Raw genomic sequence first — 17471 nt, forward strand, 5'->3', positions numbered from 1 at the left:
TTCCATGGGGAAGCAAGGCGTGCGCAGACCGGTGATCGCTGGCAACTGGAAGATGCACATGACCTGTGCCCAGTCGCGGGAGTTCATGGAAGCCTTCCTGCCGTTGATTGCTGACACCCCTGACGACCGCGACCTGGTGCTGGCACCACCCTTCACGGCGCTGTCAACCATGGCGGAACTCAGCCAGAACTCTCGCGTCTGCCTGTCAAGCCAGAACGTGCACTGGGAAGGTCAGGGAGCCTTCACCGGGGAGATCTCCCCAGCCATGCTCAAAGAGCACGGGGTGACTCACACGATCGTGGGCCACAGCGAACCACGGAAATATTTCAGTGAAAGCGACGAGCAGATCAACCACCGGGCTAGGTCATCCCAGTCCAACGGTCTGATTCCGATCGTTTGCGTTGGCGAAAGCGATGAGCAGCGCGAGCGGGGCGAAGCTGAACGGGTGATCCGCCGCCAGATCGAGCAGGGCCTGGAGGGTCTCGATGCCGAGAAACTGGTGGTGGCCTATGAGCCGATCTGGGCGATTGGCACAGGCAAGACCTGCGCTGCCGAAGAAGCCAATCGCATCTGCGGTCTGATCCGAAGCTGGGTGGGCTCCCCCGATCTGGTAATTCAGTACGGCGGCTCCGTCAAACCCAGCAACATTGATGAATTGATGGGCATGAGCGATATCGACGGAGTGCTAGTGGGGGGTGCTTCCTTGGAGCCCGAAAGCTTTGGACGGATTGCCAACTACCAAGCGGCTTGATTCAGGCGGCTGGCCCCAGGGTTGGGGCCAACGCACAGCTGTGATGGGGGTGATCAACGTCACCCCGGATTCCTTCAGTGATGGAGGGAGATTTCTGGCGAGCAAACGGGCCCTTGCTGAAGCTCAGCGGCAACTGAGCCGTGGTGCGGACGTGTTGGATCTGGGGGCGCAAAGCACCCGACCCGGAGCAGAGGAGGTGGGCGCCGAAGAGGAGTTGAGGCGTCTCCTACCAGCGCTGAAGAGCATCCGGCAACACTGCCCAGAGGCGCTGATCTCCATCGACACGTTTCTGGCGCCGGTGGCCGCCAAAGCACTGGAAGCAGGGGCCAACTGGATCAATGATGTGAGCGGTGGCCGGCGGGATCCCGATCTGCTGCGGGTGGTCGCCGATGCGGGCTGTCCGGTGGTGCTGATGCACAGCCGCGGTGACAGCCAAACCATGGATCAGCTCACGACCTATGCCGATGTCGTGGCAGATGTGAAAGCGGCGTTGCTGGAGCGCAGTGAAGCTGCGATTCAAGCCGGCGTTGATGAAAGCCAAATCATCTGGGATCCAGGTCTCGGCTTTGCCAAGACCCACGAGCAGAACCTGCAGCTGCTGCGGAATCTGGAACAACTCACAGCAGGACCGCGACCGGTGCTGATCGGCCCTTCGCGCAAACGCTTCATCGGTGCGGTTCTGGATGAACCCAGACCCAAAGCGCGTCTCTGGGGAACTGCTGCCGTAGCCTGCCGCTGCGCCCAAGCGGGTGCTGCCGTGCTGCGGGTGCACGATGTGGGGCCCATCAGCCAGACGCTGCGCATGGCGGCTGCACTCTGGTGATCTCCACGATCTTTGTTCAGATCGCGGCCTACAGGGATCCGGATCTCCCGGCCACACTGCACAACCTGATCGAGCGGGCGGCCAAGCCAGAGCGCCTGCGCTTCGGCATCTGCCTCCAACTGGCGGCTGATGACCCGCCCCACTGGGGAACAAGCGCATTTCCGGATCATCCCCAGCTGGAGTTCATCCGGTTCGATGCCGCGGAAAGCCGTGGTGCCTGCTGGGCCCGTCGACAGGCCCAGAGTGTTTACGGCGGGGAAGACTTTCTGCTGCAGATCGACAGCCACATGCGGGCCGTGGAGCACTGGGATGAGCTGCTTCTGAAAACCTGGAAGGAATGCAGCGATGCGCGTGCCGTTCTCAGTGTTTACCCGAACGGCTTTCAACTGCCGTGCCGTTTGCAGACATCAACCCTGCCTGTGATGGGAGCTGCCGGCTTTGATACCAACGGCATCCTCAAGCTGCGAGGCATCAGCCGATTCCAACTTCCAGAAGAACAACCCGATCGCCCCATCCCCGGGGCGTTTATCGCCGGAGGCTTCCTGTTCGGCCCTGGCTCAATCGTGAGCGAAGTGCCCTACGACCCCGAGCTTTACTTCTATGGGGAAGAGATTGCCATGTCGGCACGACTCTGGACGTCGGGTTTCAACATCTACGCCCCGAATCGCCTGCTGCTGTTTCATCTCTACAAGACAGAACATACCGATCAAGAGCATGCAGCCACCCATTGGGGCGATCACAGCAATTGGCACGATTACAACCTTCACGCACTCAAACGTGTACACACACTGCTCGGCAGTCTCAACAACGCACCGGCATCAATCCGCTGCTTCAATGATCAGTCTGGAGAACTTGAACCCTTCGGATTAGGGAGAAAACGTAGCCTGCATATGTATCAACAATGGGCTGGAATTGATTTCAAAACGGCAGAGATCAGCCAAGCCGCAAGAGATGCAGAATTCAAGGCCCTGAAAGCCTGAGTTGCCCATCATTCATCGCCAACAAAAAAGCCAGAGCCCGGTAGGAACTCTGGCTTTGATGTTCAACACTTGGTCGACGATCAGTCGGTGACAACACCCTCAATCCGATCCTCAACCTCCTGGTACAGCTCTTGAAGCTGCTCGATGTTTTCATCCGAGGTCTCCCAGTATCCGCGGCCATGCACCTCAAGCAGGGTGCCCACGATCTGGCGGAAGCTGTTGGGATTGAGTTCCAGCAGACGCTTGCGCATCTCGGGATCGTTGATGAAGGTTTCGTTGGCCTCTTCGTAGACGAAGTTGTCAACGGCGCCGCTGGTGGCACTCCAACCAAGCGTGAAGTTGAGGCGCTTGGCCACCTCACGCACACCCTCATAGCCGGAGTCGAGCATGCCTTCGTACCACTTGGGATTCAGCAGCTTGGTACGTGAATCCAGGCGGATCGTTTCACTCAGCGAACGCACCTGAGCGTTGGCCGTGGTGGTGTCGGCGATGTAGCTGGTGGGAGCTTTGCCGTCGTCACGGAGGCCAGCGATCAACTTGGTGGGATCGGAGTCGAAGTAGTGGCTCACATCGGTGAGGGAGATCTCAGCCGAATCGAGGTTCTGGAAGGTGACATCCGCCGTCTTCATCACGTTCTCGAACACCTCCCGCTTCTGATTCATCTCACCGGGGTTGTCGGCATTGAAGGCGAAGGTCTTGCGGGAGAGGTACATCTCCTGCAGCTCACCTTCCTCCTCCCAGGTGCTGTTCTCCACCGCGAGGTTCACGTTGGAGCTGTAGCTGCCGCTGGCGTTGGAGAACACCCGGCAGGCCGCATCCCGCAGGCTCGTGCCTTCTTTCTCCGCCTGCTCAAGAGCGTGCTTACGAACGAAGTTCTGCTCCAGAGGCTCGTCGGCCTCGGCAGCCATCTTCACGGCCTGATCGATCAGCGCCATCTGGTTGATGAACAGATCGCGGAACACACCGGAGCAATTCACCACCACATCAACGCGGGGGCGGCGGAGTTCTTCCAGGGGAATCAACTCAAGCTTGTTCACCCGACCCACGGAGTCCGGCATCGGCTTGACGCCGACGAACCAGAGGATCTGGGCCAGGGATTCGCCGTAGGTCTTGATGTTGTCGGTTCCCCAGAGCACACAGGCGATGGTTTCGGGCCAGGTGCCCTGCTCCTCGCGCTGACGCTCGATCAATTTGTCGACAACACTCTTTGCTGCAGCAACCGCGGCACGGGTGGGGATCGCCTGCGGGTCGAGGGCGTGGATGTTCTTGCCGCTGGGCAGCACACCAGGATTCCGGATCGGATCACCACCGGGGCCCGGAAGGATGTATTCACCATCGAGAGCCTTCAGCAGACTCTCCATCTCCATGTCGGCGCACACCTGCTCAAGGCAGAAACGCAGATAGGCAAAGAGCTTGTCGAGCTCGGTGGCATCGATCTGCACAAAGCCAGCGCTGCAGCAGGCCCGCAGCCAAGGCGAGGGGAGCTTGAAGCCGAACTTGGCCAGCAGGTCGTAGAACCAACCGAAGCTGTTGCGCAGGCTGACGCGACCATCACGGCCGGTGAGGGTGCGAACCATGGCGCCAATGGCAGCGCGGGATGTCTCCGTGATCGTGCGGTTGAGTTCCACATCGGCGAGGACGCCCTCGTCGTTGCCTTTGTAGATGTCTTCGATCGAGCGGCCCATGGCCTCAGCCAGCAGGCCGGGGAGTGAGCGCAGCCCATCCTCCTCACGCTCGAGAGCAGCGATGTTCACCAGGGTGGCAACGGCTTCCTCTGCGGTGGGGGGCTTGCCAATGGTGTGAAGGCCACAGGGAAGGAGACGGCTTTCGATCTCCATCAACTGGCGGTAAACGGCGCCCACCAGGGCATCACGTCCCTCCAGGTCGAGGGTCGAGGCATCGTCTTCAGGAAGGTCAACGTCCTTATCGAGGTTGCACTGGCGTGCAGTCTCAATGATCGTGTTGACGATCTGAATCCCGCGGCCACCCTCACGCAGCTGCTGGTAGGAGCCCACCAGCTCACCCAGTTCCTTCAGGCCCTTGTAAAGGCCGGCATTTTCAGCCGGAGGGGTGAGGTAGCTGATGGTGGAGGCATAACCCCGCCGCTTCGCGATGGTGGCCTCGGAGGGGTTATTGGCGGCGTAGTAGTAGAGGTTGGGCAGCGCACCGATCAGTGAATCGGGGTAGCAGGTTTCGCTCATGCCCATCTGCTTGCCGGGCATGAACTCAAGGGAGCCATGGGTGCCGAAGTGGAGCACCGCATCAGCCTTCCAGATCTTCTGGAGATAGGTGTAGTAGGCGGCGAAGCCGTGGTGGGGGCTGGCGCTGCGGGAATAGAGCAGGCGCATCGGATCACCCTCGTAGCCGAAGGTGGGCTGAACGCCAACGAAAACGTTGCCGAAGTGGCGACCGAAAACCAGCAGATTCTGGCCATCGCTGTTGAGGTTGCCGGGGGGCTTGCCCCAGTTCTCTTCGAGCCGTTCGGAGTAAGGCGTCAGACGCTCGTACTCCTCAACGCTCATCCGATGGGCGATCGACAGCTCCGGAGAGCCCTGCATGGCATCGGCGTCGTTGATGACGGCCTCCAACAGCTCTCGAGGCGTGGAAGGCAGGTCCTGCACGTCATATCCCTTCGCCTTCATCTCCTGCATCACCCGATGGATGGAGCCGAAGACGTCGAGGTAAGCCGCCGTACCGACGTTGCCCTTGTCGGGAGGGAAGCTGAACACGGTGATCGCCAGCTTCTTCTCGTTGCGGGGCTTGATCCGCAGCGACGACCAGCGGATGGCCCGTTCAGCAATGGCATCAACCCGGTCTTGAAGGGTGTGCGCCTTGCCGGTGGCATCGTCGCGACCCGAAAGAACGATGGGCTCGATGGCGCCATCCAGTTCCGGAATGGCGATCTGCAGGGCCACCTGCACCGGGTGCAGGCCAAGGTCGCTCTGTTCCCACTCCTGGGTGGTCTGGAAGACGAGGGGAAGCGCCACCATGTAAGGCCGGTTGAGCTTCTTCAGCGACTCAATCGCCTTGGGGTGGTCCTGACGGGCCGGGCCTCCGACCAGCGCAAAACCGGTGAGGGAGACGATGCCATCCACCAGGGGCTGCTCGGGATTGAGCGGGTCGTAGAAGAAAGCGTTGACCGGCTTGGAGAAGTCGAGACCGCCGCAGAAGATCGGAATTACGCGAGCTCCACGGAACTCCAGCTCCTGGATGGTGGCCACGTAATGGGCATCGTCACCTGTGACGATGTGGCTGCGCTGCAGCACCAAGCCGATCACCGGCCCTTTGCGGGCTTCCTCTGAAAGGTCGGTGCGGCTGGAGGTCCAGTTCAGATATTCCTTGAGGTCCTCGAACATCGTGGGAGCCAGGGGGTGCCAGATGCCGAGGTCGGGGAACACTTCGGGCTCCGCCACCTCCATTGCCGGGCGCTCCTCACCTTCTGCAGCTGGGAAGACGTATTTGTCTGCCAGCATCAACAGGAAGTTGCGCAGGTTGTCGGGGGTTCCACCCAGCCAGTACTGGAAGCTGAGCATGAAGCTGCGGGCATCCTGCGCCTTCTCAACCGGCAGGTACTTGAGAACGGTGGGCAGCGTGTTCAGCAGCTTGAGCATCGCGTCCTGGAAGCCAGCACCTCCGGCTTCCTTCCGCTTCTTCATGAAACCTGCGATGGCGCTCTTGCTCTGACCGAGCTGGGCCATGGAGAAGCTGCCTAGCTTGTTCAGACGCATCACCTCCGGCATGGACGGGAAGACCACAGCCGCCTTGAGTCGGTCGCGGTGGGGGGCAACGGCGTCCACAACCTTCTGCGCCAGATCTTCGATGAAGATCAAGGAGGCCACAAAGACATCAGCCTCAGCCACGTCGGCGCAGAAACCGGCGTAGTTGTCGTCGTCGCGGAGTTCTTCGATCAGATAGCCGCTGAGCTCGATTCCGAGATCTCCACCGGAGGCATTGAGAGCCGTCGCTGCCTGGGTGAGGGCGTTTTGGTACTGGGGCTCCAGCACCACATAAACCGCCTTCATGACGGACTTGTGGTTCTGGCCCTCCACAGGAGCAACGCGGCGATCGGCGGAGCGGACCTGTGTGAACATCAGCGCGCTTTGAGCAATGTGAAGAACCTTACGGCGACTGGCCCATAGGGCGCGAGGATTTCTGATCGGCCGTTACACGAGCCGACCCATAGGCTTTGGAGCGTCTGCTGCGCTTTCATGTCCGCTCCGATTCCCGTCGTTGTTGCCGGTGCCCTGGGGCGCATGGGCGCCGAGGTGATCAAGGCTGTGGTGGGAGCCGAAGACTGCAGCCTGGTTGGCGCCATCGACAACACCCCCGGCAAAGAAGGGGCAGACGTGGGTCTGGAGCTGGGCCTTGGCGAGCTGGAGGTGGCCGTGACGGCTGATTTCGAAGGCTGTCTCTGCGCTGTGAGCCAATCGGTGCGGGACAGCGGCAGCGGCGCCGTGTTGGTGGATTTCACCCACCCCTCCGTTGTTTATGAGCACACCCGCGCGGCGATCGCCTATGGCGTTCACCCCGTGATCGGAACCACTGGACTCTCGCCTGAACAACTCAACGACCTCACCGAGTTCTCGGCCAAAGCGTCCGTGGGTGGGGCCGTAATCCCCAATTTCTCTGTGGGGATGGTGCTGTTGCAACAAGCGGCAGCAGCAGCGGCACGGTTCTACGACCACGCGGAACTGACGGAACTGCACCACAACCGCAAGGCGGATGCCCCCAGCGGCACCTGCATCAAAACCGCTGAGCTGATGGAAGAGCTGGGCAAGAGCTTCAATCCCGAGGAAGTGGATGAGCACGAATCCCTGGCGGGCTGCCGCGGCGGACAGCGGGACAGTGGCCTGCGGCTGCACTCCGTGCGGCTGCCGGGCCTGGTGGCTCACCAGGAAGTGATGTTCGGTGCCCCGGGAGAGACCTACACCCTGCGTCACGACACCATTGATCGTTCCGCCTACATGCCCGGGGTGCTGCTCACGGTGCGCAAGGTGGGCAGCCTCGGCAGCCTTGTGTACGGCCTTGAGCGCCTGATCTGAAGGCGACACCATGCTCATTCCCCTCCGCCCCGGTGAACTGCAACGGCTGATCCCCGCCGTTGCCACCGGCAATCAGTTCCGCTTTGCCCTCGGCAACCCCCAGGAGGTGCTGCAGCGCCTGATGATCGCCGCCATCGGTGGTGTGATCACGTTCCTGATCTACAACCAGGCGCAGCTCGGTAGCCGCTGGGGCCCCGTCTGGCTGGTGATCAGCGTTGTGTTCTTTCTCTATGTGCTTTGGGGCCCGATTGTGCAGGCCGGCCAGCGCAACGCCACCCTGCGGCGCTATCCCGCGGCTGCCCTGTTTGAGGGCGAGGTGGCGGACGTGATCACGCGTGAACGGGTGGAAAACCGCCACGAGCAGGCCGACAGCAGCGGGCGGCTGGAACTCGTGGAGAACCGACGCACCTGGATGCTGCTCGAACTTGAAGACGAGGAGGGTTACCTCGGCCGGGTGGCCTTTCCGATGGAGAAGAAGCACCAGTCGATCCGCCGCGGCAGCCTGATCCGCTGCCTGGTGCTGAGCGAGCGCAAGGATTTTTCAAAGATCGGAGCCCTCAGCGATGCCTGGCTGCCGGGCATGCGGATGTGGGTTGGCGAGTACCCCTTCCTGCTCCGTCCCGCCTTTGAGGAGCTCTGCCGACTCCGCCTGAACAGCCGGCGTTGAACAGCCGGCGTCGAGCAGCCACTGCTGAACATTTCTTAAACCTGGTTTACACTTCTTAGTAATCAAACGGCGGCATCCATGTCCCAGTCCTCTCCCACCACTCCTGTCGTGCGCGGTGCACAGGTCACCACGGAAGACGGCGGCCGCCTCAACGCCTTCGCCACGGAACCCCGCATGGAAGTGGTTGAAGCAACCCAGGGTTGGGGTTTCCATGATCGCGCTGAAAAACTGAACGGCCGCATGGCCATGCTCGGTTTCATTGCCCTGCTGGCCACTGAGTTGGCCCTGGGCGGCGAATCCTTCGTTCACGGGCTGCTCGGCCTGGGCTGATCGCCTCGCGCTGGATCGGGATGGCTGGCCAGACTCCCTGAATGGCTCCATCCCCTCCAGAGATTCATGTTTTGGGCGCTGGCCCCACCGGCGCCCTCACAGCTCTTGCCCTCGGCCTCCGTGGTCAGCGCGTGGTCCTGTTTGACCCGCTGACGGCATCGGAACTTCAAACCAGAAGTCGGGCGTACGCCATCACCCACTCCAGCCGCCGACTGCTGACCAACCTGGGGCTTTGGCACGACCTGGGCGATGCCTTGGTGCCTTTCCGTGATCTGGATTTGCGGGACGGGGCCACCAACGACCGCGTTCTCTTCGGCCAGGAGGACCTGGCAGCAGCCAATCGACACCACGACGGCATTGGGTGGATCCTCGATCACCGACCCTTGATGAAGCTGTTGCTGGCTCGGCTGGAGTCCAATAGCAACGTGGCGATCCACTTTGCCGAACCATGCCCTGATCCAAGCGCTGATGCTCTGATCGTGGCGGCTGATGGACCGCGCTCCCCCACACGAGAGGCCTGGGGCATCCGTCACTGGGGCATCCGCTATCGCCAGGGGTGTCTCACCGCCAAGGTTGCCCTGCGGGGACTCCCCCACGACAGGGCCTGCGAGTTGTTTCGCCCGGAAGGCCCTCTCGCTGTTTTGCCCTTGGGGCAGGGCAGGTTCCAGGTGGTGTGGAGTGCACCCTGGCAGCGTTGCCAGCAGCGCAGCACGTTGCAGCGCAGTGCCTTTCTCGATCAGCTGGCCGCTGTTCTGCCGGAGGGGATTGAACCGGATTTCCTTCTAGATCAGCCCCGAGCCTTCCCCCAACAATGGCTGCTGGCTCGCCGCTTTCATCGCGGACGGGGCGTGCTGATCGGCGAAGCGGGCCACCGCTGCCATCCCGTGGGAGGCCAGGGGCTCAATCTCTGCTGGCGTGATGTGGAAGGGTTGCTGCGCGCCGTGGAACGGGGCGGCAGCGCCACAACAATCGCTCGGCGCTACGGGATGAGCCGCTGGCTCGATGTGCTCCAGGTGGGTGTGGCGACGGATCTTCTGGTGCGGGTGTTCTCCAACCGCCAACCACTGTTGCTTCCCCTGCGGCGCTTTGCATTGCTGCTGCTGAAACAGTTTTCTGGACTGCGCCAGCTCAGCTTGCGGGCCATGAGTGACGGCCCCATGCAGCTCTGGCGGGCCTTGCCAAACTGAGCCAAGCGCGGGTCGCGACCATGGTGATGTCCAGCCAGCGGCAACCCCCAGCAACGGACGCCTTGCTGCAATTTCTTCAGCGGCGTTTGGGGTTGAGTCCAAGCGCCCTGGAGCTGGGGCAACGCCAGGCGGAACTGGAACAAGCCCCCCTCCCGATCGTGCTGTGGAGCTTCGGGTTATTGAGTTTGCAGCAGTTGGAAGACGTCTTCGACTGGCAGAACAGTCAGCCGTAGCGCAACAACGCGTCCACGGGCTGGCCTGCGGGCAAGGCCTGACGGCCTCCGAGCCCCTCCAGCTCGATCACGAAGGCAAAGCCCACCAGGCAACCACCGGCCTGCTCCACCAGTTTTCCCGTTGCTGCAGCCGTTCCACCGGTGGCCAACAGATCGTCCACCACCAGCACCCGGGGTGAATTCTCAAATGCATCGGCTTGGATCTCCAGCCGATCGGTGCCGTACTCCAAGGCGTAATCCAGACCCACCACCTCACCGGGCAGCTTTCCGGGCTTCCGGACAGGCACGAAGCCAAGCCGTCGGTCGCGGGCCAAAGGTGCCCCAAAAATGAATCCCCGGGATTCGATCCCCACGATCAGATCAGGCTTCACCTGGTCGCAGAACGCACCCAGCTGGCGGATCACCTCGGCCATGGCCTCAGGCGACCGCAGCAGGGGGTTGATGTCTCGAAACAGAATTCCAGGCTTGGGAAAATCTGGAATTGAGCGAATGTGCGACTGAAGATCCAAATCCAGGTGACGCAATGGCGGTGCCCCTGGCATCATCGCAGCCATGACTGAAGCTTCAGCCCCCAGCGCACCCACCGACGGCGCGCGTCTCAGCCGGCGGGGCGTCGAGCGTCTCGACCTGTTGCTGCTGACCATTGAGGCTTTGGATCTCAATGGTGGCGAGGCGATGGTCTGGACCAGCCAGCAGATGGGCCTCCAGTCGCAATTCCCCAACCGGGTTGAACTCTGGAAGCGGCGCTGTCATAACCCGCTTCGGCGCACCACCCGGCGGGACCAGCTCGACCCGGTGGACGCCGAATCGCTGATCTGCCTGGTGTGTGCCATGGCTGATCGGCTCTACCCCATGCTTCATCAACTCCTCTCGAGCCGCGAACCGGAACAGCTCACCCAACAGCGTTGGCAGTTGTTCCACGAGCGCCTGCGGGACCTCATCGAAGAGCGGATGAATCAGCGCCGGGAAGCCGTTGTGCGCCTCCTCACCATAGAACCGGCGGGCCCTCTGCACCGCCAGCTGATCAGCACCCTGGCGTTCTGCGCAGGCCCAGGAGGAATCGATCGTCTCCGCGCAACCCTGCTCGACCCCACGCCCTAGGCCGACCATGTTGAAAACGACATACCAATACGAACAGACCGCAGCACGGCTGGTGGTGGAGGGCTTGCCTGACCTCTCCGCCGGACATTCGAATGAAGTGATCGGCATCCTGTCGTCCTGGCGGCTGCAGTTGATCGGAGCACCGGAACTGGAAGGAACCCGGGATCATCTCGAGGCTCTGATGGCAGCGGTGATGCCCTACGCCAGGCATCGCTTGTCCGGCGTGCAGCGCCGCTTTGGCCTGGAGAACGGTTTTGTGAGCATCGCGCCGGATCAAGCCAACCATCGGCTGGAACTGCGCAGCAGCCGGGAGGGCGTCGAGCCACTGCAGCTCAAACTCGATGACGCCGAACTGGCCGATCTGGTGCGTTGCCTCGATCGCTTGCGGCTCGACAACCGGGTCAAGCTGACCTGGACGTTCCCCGAAGACCGCCCGTTGAAGCGTCAGGAGATCGTCGATCGCATTCCTCTGCAGAAACGCCTCGGACCTCCCCTTCTGGCTGGGGTTGCTCTGGCGTGCAGCATCGCCACCGCCTGGCTTCTGCCTCTGCCCCAGGAGACCAAGGAGACATCGCCGGCAGCAGCACCATTGGACAAGCCTGAAACGCAGTCCGACCGTTGACGTGCAGGAAACACGCTTCAGAATCGCCGCAATGACGGCACCCTGATCACACCGATGCCATGAGGAAGGCGCGCCGAAGCAGCACACGTGATCAACGACGGGTCTTCCGCCCCCGTCGCCGCTTCCCCTATGGCCCCGTCCTGCGGCAGTTAACGGTTGTCGTGCTGATGCTGGCTGCTGCCGCAGGGATCGCTGTCTTGCTGAATCAGCTGCCCCAGCAGGTGGACATCATGCTGCTGCTGAGCCAGGCCATTGACGACCTGATTGGCGGCGTTCAGCAACTGCTGGAAGCCATGCTCGGGCTCGCCGCCATCGTGCTGATCGCTGCCATCGCACTTCTGGCGGGCATACTCTTGCTTGGTGCGCTCTGGAGGTTGATGCGCATCATCCGCCTGGTGGTCTCTCCCCCCACTCAAGGCAGGCGCTGAGGCGGTGCCAGCGAGCGCTGATGGTTCCACAACTCCTCCAGGGTCACGCTGCCATCCCGATCGCCATCCAAAGCGTTGAAGTTGCGACTGATCCAGGGAATGCGCTTGGCTTCCTGCCGATTCAAGCGATGGTTCCGGTCGCGATCGGCCTGGCGGAAATGGCGCTTCAGACGTGGGCCACTGGGCGATGAATCCTGAAAACGCAGGTCCTTCAAGAGGAGATAGGAGCGATTGTTCTGCCTCTTGAGCACACGGCTCAGGGCACGTCGACCCTGCACTTCCGAGGCATCCAATCGACCGTCTGCGTTGACGTCCAGGCGGATGAACAGAGTTTCCATCCTGGTGCTGTAGACACGCATGGTCTTGTCGCCCGGAGCAGCCTGCAACGCCATCGAACTCAGCGCCAACGCCAAAGGGCCGAGCACACGGATGACGTTCAGCGCAGTCATGCCACCAGCCTATGGAGCCTGAGCAGCTCTGACGATGACTGATGCATGACAGGAGGCGGCTGAGCTGTGACCGGCTCCTACCGGAGAAGGACAGACGCCGAAGCGCTGCATACCATCAGCCCATCCGCTGATGGCCATGGCCAAGAACACCATGATCTGGGTGGTGGACGACGACCCGGAACTGAGAAAGATGGTCGGCACCTACCTGATCGACCAGGGCTATGACGTGCGCAGCCTCTGCGATGTGAAGCAATTCGAGGCACGGCTGGAGTGCCAACGGCCAGATCTGGTGGTTCTTGACCTGATGCTGCCCGGCGATGATGGTCTGACGGCTCTGCGCAGGCTGCGGGATGCCGGGGATGATCTTCCCGTGGTGATGCTCACTGCGCGGGCCGATGGGGTGGATCGGATCATCGGCCTCGAACAGGGAGCCGATGACTACCTCGCTAAACCATTCTTGCCCCGAGAACTCACGGCCCGCATTGAAGCCGTGCTCCGGCGACGCAAAGCCATGCCGGCGGGAACGCCGGTGGAAGGTGGGGAATGCATCCGCTTTGGCGACAACCAACTGGATCTCTCCGCCCGCACCTTGCTGCAGAACAACGCGCCGGTGGTGATCACCAGCGGTGAGTTCAGCCTGCTGGCCGCCTTTGTACGCCATCCCCATCGCCCCCTCTCGCGGGAACGTCTGATCGAACTCGCCCGAGGTCCCGGCAGCGACACCGACAGCCGCAGCATGGACGTTCAGGTGTCGCGGGTGCGCAAGCTGGTGGAACCGGATCCCACCCGCCCCCGCTACGTGCAGACGGTTTGGGGGTATGGCTACGTGTTTGTTCCGGACGGCACGCCGAGATCCCGCTGACATGCCTCGCCAACGGGGACTGACACGAAGACTGGCTCGCTTCGGCGCCTGGGGGACAACCCTGCTGGCCTGTTGGATGCTGGCCCTGCTGCTGCTGCAGGTGCTATTCGGCCGGCAACTGGAACGGATTCAGACGCTGCAGTTGGGTCGGGACCTGGCCTTGAACATCCGCCTCAGCGAACTAACCCTCGAGCGTTACCCCCCATCACTGATCAGCGAGCTCACGGGCCTGGAGCTCCAGGTGAGCTCACAACCAGCGGCGCCAGATCGCGAGACCCAGGCTTCGGCCCAGCGGCGCCAGGAGCTGCGTCAGGTGCTCTGCTCCCGCCTCTCGCACTGCCGTGAGCTCCGGCCTGCCCCGAGCAGGACGGGCACGCCGGAGGTGTGGATTGAACTGTTCTCTCCTCTGGAGCCGGTCTGGCTACGCAGCCCCCTGCCCATGGCCCGCACCTGGCCGCCCCCACCCACACTGCTGCTGCTGGCCCTGGTGGGTGCGACGGTGATGACCGGGGTGCTCTATCTGCTCCTCGATGTTGCCCGTCCTCTTCGCAAGCTTGAGGACGCCGTCTCTCGGGTCGGAGAAGACATCAACCGTGAGCCTGTCCCCGAGCAAGGATCCGCTGAAGTGCGGCGGATCTCCCGTCGCTTCAACGCAATGGTGCGCCGCCTGGCAGAAGGGGAAAAAGAGCGCGCCACGATGCTGGCCGGCATTGCCCACGATCTGCGAGCACCCCTCACACGGCTGCAGTTTCGTTTGTCGATGCCGGAGCTCAACACCGAGGAACGAAGGCGCTGCCAAAGCGATCTGGAGGCTTTGGAGCGGATTACAGGCCAGTTTCTGCTCTACGCCGGAGGCGGTGAACGGGAAGCGTGTGTTGCCTGTCCGTTGAATCAGTGGCTGGCTGAGACCGTGGCAAGCCAACCGAAGGACCAGCTTCTGCTCGAGCTCAGTTCGATCGATTTACCGATTCGGCCGGTGGCCCTGGGCCGCGCCGTGAGCAACCTGATCGACAACGCCTTCAGCCATGGCACCGCACCAGTTGTCGTACGGCTGCGCAGGCGGGCAGCGGAGGTTGCCATTGAAGTGTGGGACCAGGGGGAGGGAATGCCCAGCAACGCCTGGGAACGGGCCCTGCAACCCTTTCAGCGCCTGGATTCAGCACGGGGGCGTCAAGGCCATTGCGGCTTGGGGTTGGCAATCGTGAACCATGTCGTTCGCACCCATGCTGGACGGCTCAGTTTCCAGCAGGGCAACGGCGACCCGGGCCGCTTTGCCGTGATCATCACTCTTCCGATGCAAGAGACGAAAACACCAGACATTCCGTAAAAAATCGGACCAGATCGACCCCGCAGATTGCAGCGCTGGCAGAACTGAACTGGCGATCTAACGAAAGCATGAGCCAGCCCGTCGACCACGACATGACAGCCGTCCTCGAGGCCATCGATCACTACAGCGATGGCGACGTCGACCAACCGCAGGAAATCATGGTGGAGCTGCAGGAGGGTTGCTCCAACAAGCACAAACGGCTGAACAAAAAGGTCTACGAAAAAGAGCTGGCCAAACTCCAGACGGAGCTGGTGAAGATGCAGTATTGGGTGAAAGCCACAGGCTTTCGCATGATCATCCTGTTCGAAGGACGGGACGCCGCAGGCAAGGGAGGATCGATCAAACGGCTGACGGAGCCCCTGAACCCCAGGGGATGCCGGGTGGTGGCCCTGGGCACGCCTTCAGAGCATCAGAAAAGCCAGTGGTATTTCCAGCGCTATGTGGAGCATTTTCCCAGTGCCGGAGAAATCGTTGTCTTTGACCGGAGCTGGTACAACCGGGCCGGCGTGGAAAAGGTGATGGGCTTCGCGACACGCGAACAAGTGGAGCAGTTTTATGTGTCGTGCCCACAGTTTGAGCAAATGCTGGTGCAGGACGGAATCCTGCTGCTCAAATACTGGTTCTCCATCAACGATGACGAACAGGAAAAACGTTTCCAGGAACGCATTGATAACGAAGAGCGTCGCTGGAAGATGAGTCCGATGGACATCGAGTCGCGCAACCGCTGGGTGGAGTACTCGAAAGCGAAGGACACCATGTTTGCCAAGACGCATATCCCGGAAGCCCCATGGTTCACCGTGGAGGCCAATGACAAGCGCCGCGCCCGCTTGAATTGCCTGCGCCACATCCTCAGCAAGGTGCCCTATGAAGACATGACACCACCACCCATCAAGATGCCGAAGCGCCCGAAGCAAGGAAGCTACAAACGGCCTCCCTTCAACGAGCAATTCTTTGTACCCAACAACTATCCATACAAGGACTGAGAAAAAATACTGCACAACAAGAAAAAAGCAATAAGTTCAGATCAATCATCAGCCTGGGCTGCTTCAATGAAGCAGCTTTTTTCATGCAAAAAATAATTATTTTCCCGTTCATTTCCTCAATTAAAAGCAAGCCGACCCGCAAAAAAACCACCTTGCTTGGCTTGAGTTCACACAGCAGCACGCTTTAAGGTGATTGACCTTCCAGTTCTGCAGGCTTTGCTCGGTTCCTGGCAAGTCCTAATGCGGTGTATCGCCAGCGCACTGTTCCTGGTGGCCCACGGTCTACTGGTGCTGGAGCACATCACCATTGGAACGGCACTGCATGGGATTGCGGAGTTGTTCCTTGCCCCATGGGCCATCCGCCACAAAGCCTGGGACATCATCGTGATCGGACTGATTTTCTGCGTCTTCGATCTGTGGGGAACTCTGCGTCTGACCGGCATGTTGGTCTAAAGCCCTTCAACCACTCAGCCGCTGGGACCAAAACCCAAACAGCTGCCACGACGACCAGAGGAACATCCCCAGGAAGACCCAGTTCAGCCAAGCCGGACGTCGGTCGTTTTCAAACATCTCTCAGGACAACGAAAGGCGACACCTGACCTTATCCATGCTGCTAGCTAATGGCCAGAGATCAAGAGTTGCAGCAGCAAAAGACCTCCCATCCCGCCACATCCCGCCAAAAGCCAAGGCAAACGAGCCTGTTGAAGATCCGGCAATTCGTCACGAAACACCGTCATCAAGAGGCCTCCACCCAAGAACGCCGTCGCAGTGGCCAGCGTGAGCGCATCCACTGGGTGAAACACAAAGGCATGCAGAAGACCCAGAACAAGGGCAGCACTTCCAATCCAGCGATTGCGACGACGAAATCGCTGCGGATGGTGCTCGGCTGCATAGCGGTCCATCAACAACACATGAGCACTAATCGCCACCGTGAACAAAATTCCGTACCCAACACCTGTTGTGATCAATGACGGCAAGGAGTAGGCATAGAGGTAATTGATGGCAGCAAAGTTGAAGAGCTGCAGCCAAACCGCATAAGGCGGTGCACCCTGCCTTTGCTTCATCAGCACGTTCAAGCTAAAAACCACGAGCACACCGCCCAGAGCAACCAGAAACAGCAAGGCATCCACCAAAGGGGCCGGCACGTAATCGATGAGCCCTCGAACGTCGGAGAGTTCAGATCCGCCTGATGCCAACTCCGGCAGCAAATGGATGAACACATAAGCCAAGCCGGCGCCCCCTCCAACGGACGCCCAGCGCTGCTGTTGTTGCTCTGGGCATGAGGCAACCCAACCGGCCAACCAATGGCAACTTCCAATCGCCAGAACACAGAGGGAAGCAACCAGCCAGGCCACAGATTCCAATCAGCGACTCAAAGTCTGATGAGCGACGGCTGGAACGTCATGACTTCGCCGAAGAACTCCAATCGGCCGAACGAAACGACACATTGGCGCCACCACTGCGTTTCAGGTCGTGCATGCCCTCCAGCTGGTTGTAGACCGACAAGAGCTGCCGCCGCATGTGGTCGGTATGGGGCAGATCAGCGATCAAACGCAGCACATCCTCCAGGGATCGCTTGGCATCGATCACCAAACGACAATCGGGGCTGCCAGGCTCGTCACGCATGGGATCAGAAGTGATTTCATCCATTCAGTAGAAAATCGCTGCTTGCGGGTGTCTGAATCC

Annotated in this window: 20 protein-coding genes; 15 read left to right on the top strand and 5 right to left on the bottom strand. The window is 61.0% G+C overall.

Annotated elements, in window-relative coordinates; all coding sequences use genetic code 11:
* Positions 1-19: 19 nt before the first annotated feature.
* From tpiA to SynRS9907_RS09400, 3 genes are read left to right on the top strand one after another with little or no spacing between them, the layout of a single operon-like run.
* Entirely contained in the window at positions 20-751 is a 732-nt protein-coding gene (tpiA, locus tag SynRS9907_RS09390; protein ID WP_115010249.1) for a triose-phosphate isomerase, read from the top strand.
* Positions 729-1574 (top strand): dihydropteroate synthase, encoded by an 846-nt coding sequence (gene folP / locus SynRS9907_RS09395; protein WP_255445856.1) that lies wholly within the window; start codon positions 729-731, stop codon positions 1572-1574. Before tpiA ends, folP begins: the two co-directional genes overlap by 23 nt.
* Positions 1571-2554, top strand: a complete 984-nt coding sequence (locus tag SynRS9907_RS09400; RefSeq protein ID WP_188020808.1) for a GlcNAc-transferase family protein — start codon at positions 1571-1573, stop codon at positions 2552-2554. The genes folP and SynRS9907_RS09400 overlap by 4 nt, the downstream gene beginning before the upstream one ends.
* Positions 2555-2634: 80 nt before the next feature.
* Here SynRS9907_RS09400 and SynRS9907_RS09405 read toward each other — a convergent pair whose 3' ends face one another.
* Positions 2635-6645 carry a magnesium chelatase subunit H gene (locus tag SynRS9907_RS09405; protein ID WP_188020809.1) on the bottom strand — a complete coding sequence of 1337 codons (4011 nt, stop codon included), beginning with the start codon at positions 6643-6645 and terminating at the stop codon, positions 2635-2637.
* A 117-nt stretch (positions 6646-6762) separates the two neighbouring features.
* Here SynRS9907_RS09405 and dapB point away from each other — a divergent pair, with 117 nt between their 5' ends.
* The 5 genes from dapB (at position 6763) to SynRS9907_RS09430 (ending at position 10013) form a co-directional block, all read left to right on the top strand.
* Complete coding sequence (gene dapB, locus SynRS9907_RS09410; protein WP_188020810.1) at positions 6763-7596, top strand: 4-hydroxy-tetrahydrodipicolinate reductase; 834 nt, start codon at positions 6763-6765, stop codon at positions 7594-7596.
* Between the two features lie 10 nt (positions 7597-7606).
* A complete protein-coding gene (locus SynRS9907_RS09415; protein ID WP_188020811.1) occupies positions 7607-8263 on the top strand; it encodes a hypothetical protein in 657 nt (218 codons plus the stop codon).
* 78 nt (positions 8264-8341) lie between these two features.
* Positions 8342-8593 (top strand): high light inducible protein, encoded by a 252-nt coding sequence (locus tag SynRS9907_RS09420; RefSeq protein WP_114987899.1) that lies wholly within the window; start codon positions 8342-8344, stop codon positions 8591-8593.
* A 41-nt stretch (positions 8594-8634) separates the two neighbouring features.
* Positions 8635-9780, top strand: a complete 1146-nt coding sequence (locus tag SynRS9907_RS09425) for an FAD-dependent monooxygenase (RefSeq protein WP_188020812.1) — start codon at positions 8635-8637, stop codon at positions 9778-9780.
* Between the two features lie 20 nt (positions 9781-9800).
* Positions 9801-10013, top strand: coding sequence for a DUF2949 domain-containing protein (locus tag SynRS9907_RS09430; RefSeq protein WP_115010222.1), 213 nt, complete (start codon positions 9801-9803; stop codon positions 10011-10013).
* Here SynRS9907_RS09430 and SynRS9907_RS09435 read toward each other — a convergent pair.
* Positions 10004-10558, bottom strand: coding sequence for an adenine phosphoribosyltransferase (locus SynRS9907_RS09435; RefSeq protein WP_188022425.1), 555 nt, complete (start codon positions 10556-10558; stop codon positions 10004-10006). The genes SynRS9907_RS09430 and SynRS9907_RS09435 overlap by 10 nt on opposite strands.
* A gap of 7 nt (positions 10559-10565) precedes the next feature.
* Here SynRS9907_RS09435 and SynRS9907_RS09440 point away from each other — a divergent pair, with 7 nt between their 5' ends.
* Genes SynRS9907_RS09440 through SynRS9907_RS09450 form a run of 3 tightly spaced genes read left to right on the top strand, consistent with a single transcriptional unit; the run spans position 10566 to position 12164 of the window.
* Positions 10566-11114, top strand: coding sequence for a DUF3038 domain-containing protein (locus SynRS9907_RS09440; RefSeq protein WP_188020813.1), 549 nt, complete (start codon positions 10566-10568; stop codon positions 11112-11114).
* Between the two features lie 7 nt (positions 11115-11121).
* Positions 11122-11736 (top strand): DUF4335 domain-containing protein, encoded by a 615-nt coding sequence (locus SynRS9907_RS09445; RefSeq protein ID WP_188020814.1) that lies wholly within the window; start codon positions 11122-11124, stop codon positions 11734-11736.
* A gap of 59 nt (positions 11737-11795) precedes the next feature.
* Positions 11796-12164 (top strand): hypothetical protein, encoded by a 369-nt coding sequence (locus tag SynRS9907_RS09450; RefSeq protein WP_188020815.1) that lies wholly within the window; start codon positions 11796-11798, stop codon positions 12162-12164.
* On the opposite strand, the gene SynRS9907_RS09455 is transcribed toward SynRS9907_RS09450, so the two are convergent.
* Positions 12149-12613, bottom strand: a complete 465-nt coding sequence (locus tag SynRS9907_RS09455) for an EF-hand domain-containing protein (RefSeq protein WP_188020816.1) — start codon at positions 12611-12613, stop codon at positions 12149-12151. The two genes, SynRS9907_RS09450 and SynRS9907_RS09455, sit on opposite strands and share 16 nt — an antisense overlap.
* 136 nt (positions 12614-12749) lie before the next feature.
* Here SynRS9907_RS09455 and SynRS9907_RS09460 point away from each other — a divergent pair, with 136 nt between their 5' ends.
* The 4 genes from SynRS9907_RS09460 to SynRS9907_RS09475 all read left to right on the top strand — a co-directional run bounded on the left by SynRS9907_RS09460 (position 12750) and on the right by SynRS9907_RS09475 (position 16238).
* Positions 12750-13475 carry a response regulator gene (locus SynRS9907_RS09460; protein WP_188020817.1) on the top strand — a complete coding sequence of 242 codons (726 nt, stop codon included), beginning with the start codon at positions 12750-12752 and terminating at the stop codon, positions 13473-13475.
* A gap of 1 nt (position 13476) precedes the next feature.
* Positions 13477-14802 carry an ATP-binding protein gene (locus SynRS9907_RS09465; RefSeq protein ID WP_188020818.1) on the top strand — a complete coding sequence of 442 codons (1326 nt, stop codon included), beginning with the start codon at positions 13477-13479 and terminating at the stop codon, positions 14800-14802.
* A gap of 68 nt (positions 14803-14870) precedes the next feature.
* Positions 14871-15785, top strand: a complete 915-nt coding sequence (gene ppk2, locus SynRS9907_RS09470) for a polyphosphate kinase 2 (RefSeq protein WP_188020819.1) — start codon at positions 14871-14873, stop codon at positions 15783-15785.
* Positions 15786-16025: 240 nt separating this feature from the next.
* The gene (locus tag SynRS9907_RS09475; protein ID WP_188022426.1) at positions 16026-16238 is read left to right on the top strand and encodes a hypothetical protein; all 213 of its coding nucleotides are present in this window, start codon (positions 16026-16028) and stop codon (positions 16236-16238) included.
* A 164-nt stretch (positions 16239-16402) separates the two neighbouring features.
* Here the strand turns inward: SynRS9907_RS09475 and SynRS9907_RS09480 are convergent, their stop codons facing one another.
* Both SynRS9907_RS09480 and SynRS9907_RS09485 read right to left on the bottom strand, forming a co-directional pair.
* The gene (locus SynRS9907_RS09480) at positions 16403-17140 is read right to left on the bottom strand and encodes a hypothetical protein (RefSeq protein ID WP_255445858.1); all 738 of its coding nucleotides are present in this window, start codon (positions 17138-17140) and stop codon (positions 16403-16405) included.
* A 46-nt stretch (positions 17141-17186) separates the two neighbouring features.
* Entirely contained in the window at positions 17187-17411 is a 225-nt protein-coding gene (locus SynRS9907_RS09485; RefSeq protein ID WP_188020820.1) for a hypothetical protein, read from the bottom strand.
* Between the last annotated feature and the right edge of the window lie 60 nt (positions 17412-17471).

Source organism: Synechococcus sp. RS9907, assembly GCF_014279615.1.
Taxonomy (GTDB): Bacteria; Cyanobacteriota; Cyanobacteriia; order PCC-6307; family Cyanobiaceae; genus Parasynechococcus.

What these genes read in the sequence shown, in the direction of transcription:
- SynRS9907_RS09440 (WP_188020813.1), top strand. Translation starts at nt 10,566, where the DNA reads ATGACTGAAGCTTCAGCCCCCAGCGCACCCACCGACGGCGCGCGTCTC.
- SynRS9907_RS09460 (WP_188020817.1), top strand. Translation starts at nt 12,750, where the DNA reads ATGGCCAAGAACACCATGATCTGGGTGGTGGACGACGACCCGGAACTG.
- SynRS9907_RS09475 (WP_188022426.1), top strand. Translation starts at nt 16,026, where the DNA reads ATGCGGTGTATCGCCAGCGCACTGTTCCTGGTGGCCCACGGTCTACTG.
- SynRS9907_RS09430 (WP_115010222.1), top strand. Translation starts at nt 9,801, where the DNA reads ATGGTGATGTCCAGCCAGCGGCAACCCCCAGCAACGGACGCCTTGCTG.
- SynRS9907_RS09405 (WP_188020809.1), bottom strand. Translation starts at nt 6,645, where the DNA reads ATGTTCACACAGGTCCGCTCCGCCGATCGCCGCGTTGCTCCTGTGGAG.
- SynRS9907_RS09435 (WP_188022425.1), bottom strand. Translation starts at nt 10,558, where the DNA reads ATGATGCCAGGGGCACCGCCATTGCGTCACCTGGATTTGGATCTTCAG.
- SynRS9907_RS09455 (WP_188020816.1), bottom strand. Translation starts at nt 12,613, where the DNA reads ATGACTGCGCTGAACGTCATCCGTGTGCTCGGCCCTTTGGCGTTGGCG.
- SynRS9907_RS09425 (WP_188020812.1), top strand. Translation starts at nt 8,635, where the DNA reads ATGGCTCCATCCCCTCCAGAGATTCATGTTTTGGGCGCTGGCCCCACC.
- ppk2 (WP_188020819.1), top strand. Translation starts at nt 14,871, where the DNA reads ATGAGCCAGCCCGTCGACCACGACATGACAGCCGTCCTCGAGGCCATC.
- SynRS9907_RS09445 (WP_188020814.1), top strand. Translation starts at nt 11,122, where the DNA reads ATGTTGAAAACGACATACCAATACGAACAGACCGCAGCACGGCTGGTG.
- SynRS9907_RS09450 (WP_188020815.1), top strand. Translation starts at nt 11,796, where the DNA reads ATGAGGAAGGCGCGCCGAAGCAGCACACGTGATCAACGACGGGTCTTC.
- SynRS9907_RS09415 (WP_188020811.1), top strand. Translation starts at nt 7,607, where the DNA reads ATGCTCATTCCCCTCCGCCCCGGTGAACTGCAACGGCTGATCCCCGCC.
- SynRS9907_RS09420 (WP_114987899.1), top strand. Translation starts at nt 8,342, where the DNA reads ATGTCCCAGTCCTCTCCCACCACTCCTGTCGTGCGCGGTGCACAGGTC.
- SynRS9907_RS09485 (WP_188020820.1), bottom strand. Translation starts at nt 17,411, where the DNA reads ATGCGTGACGAGCCTGGCAGCCCCGATTGTCGTTTGGTGATCGATGCC.
- SynRS9907_RS09465 (WP_188020818.1), top strand. Translation starts at nt 13,477, where the DNA reads ATGCCTCGCCAACGGGGACTGACACGAAGACTGGCTCGCTTCGGCGCC.
- dapB (WP_188020810.1), top strand. Translation starts at nt 6,763, where the DNA reads ATGTCCGCTCCGATTCCCGTCGTTGTTGCCGGTGCCCTGGGGCGCATG.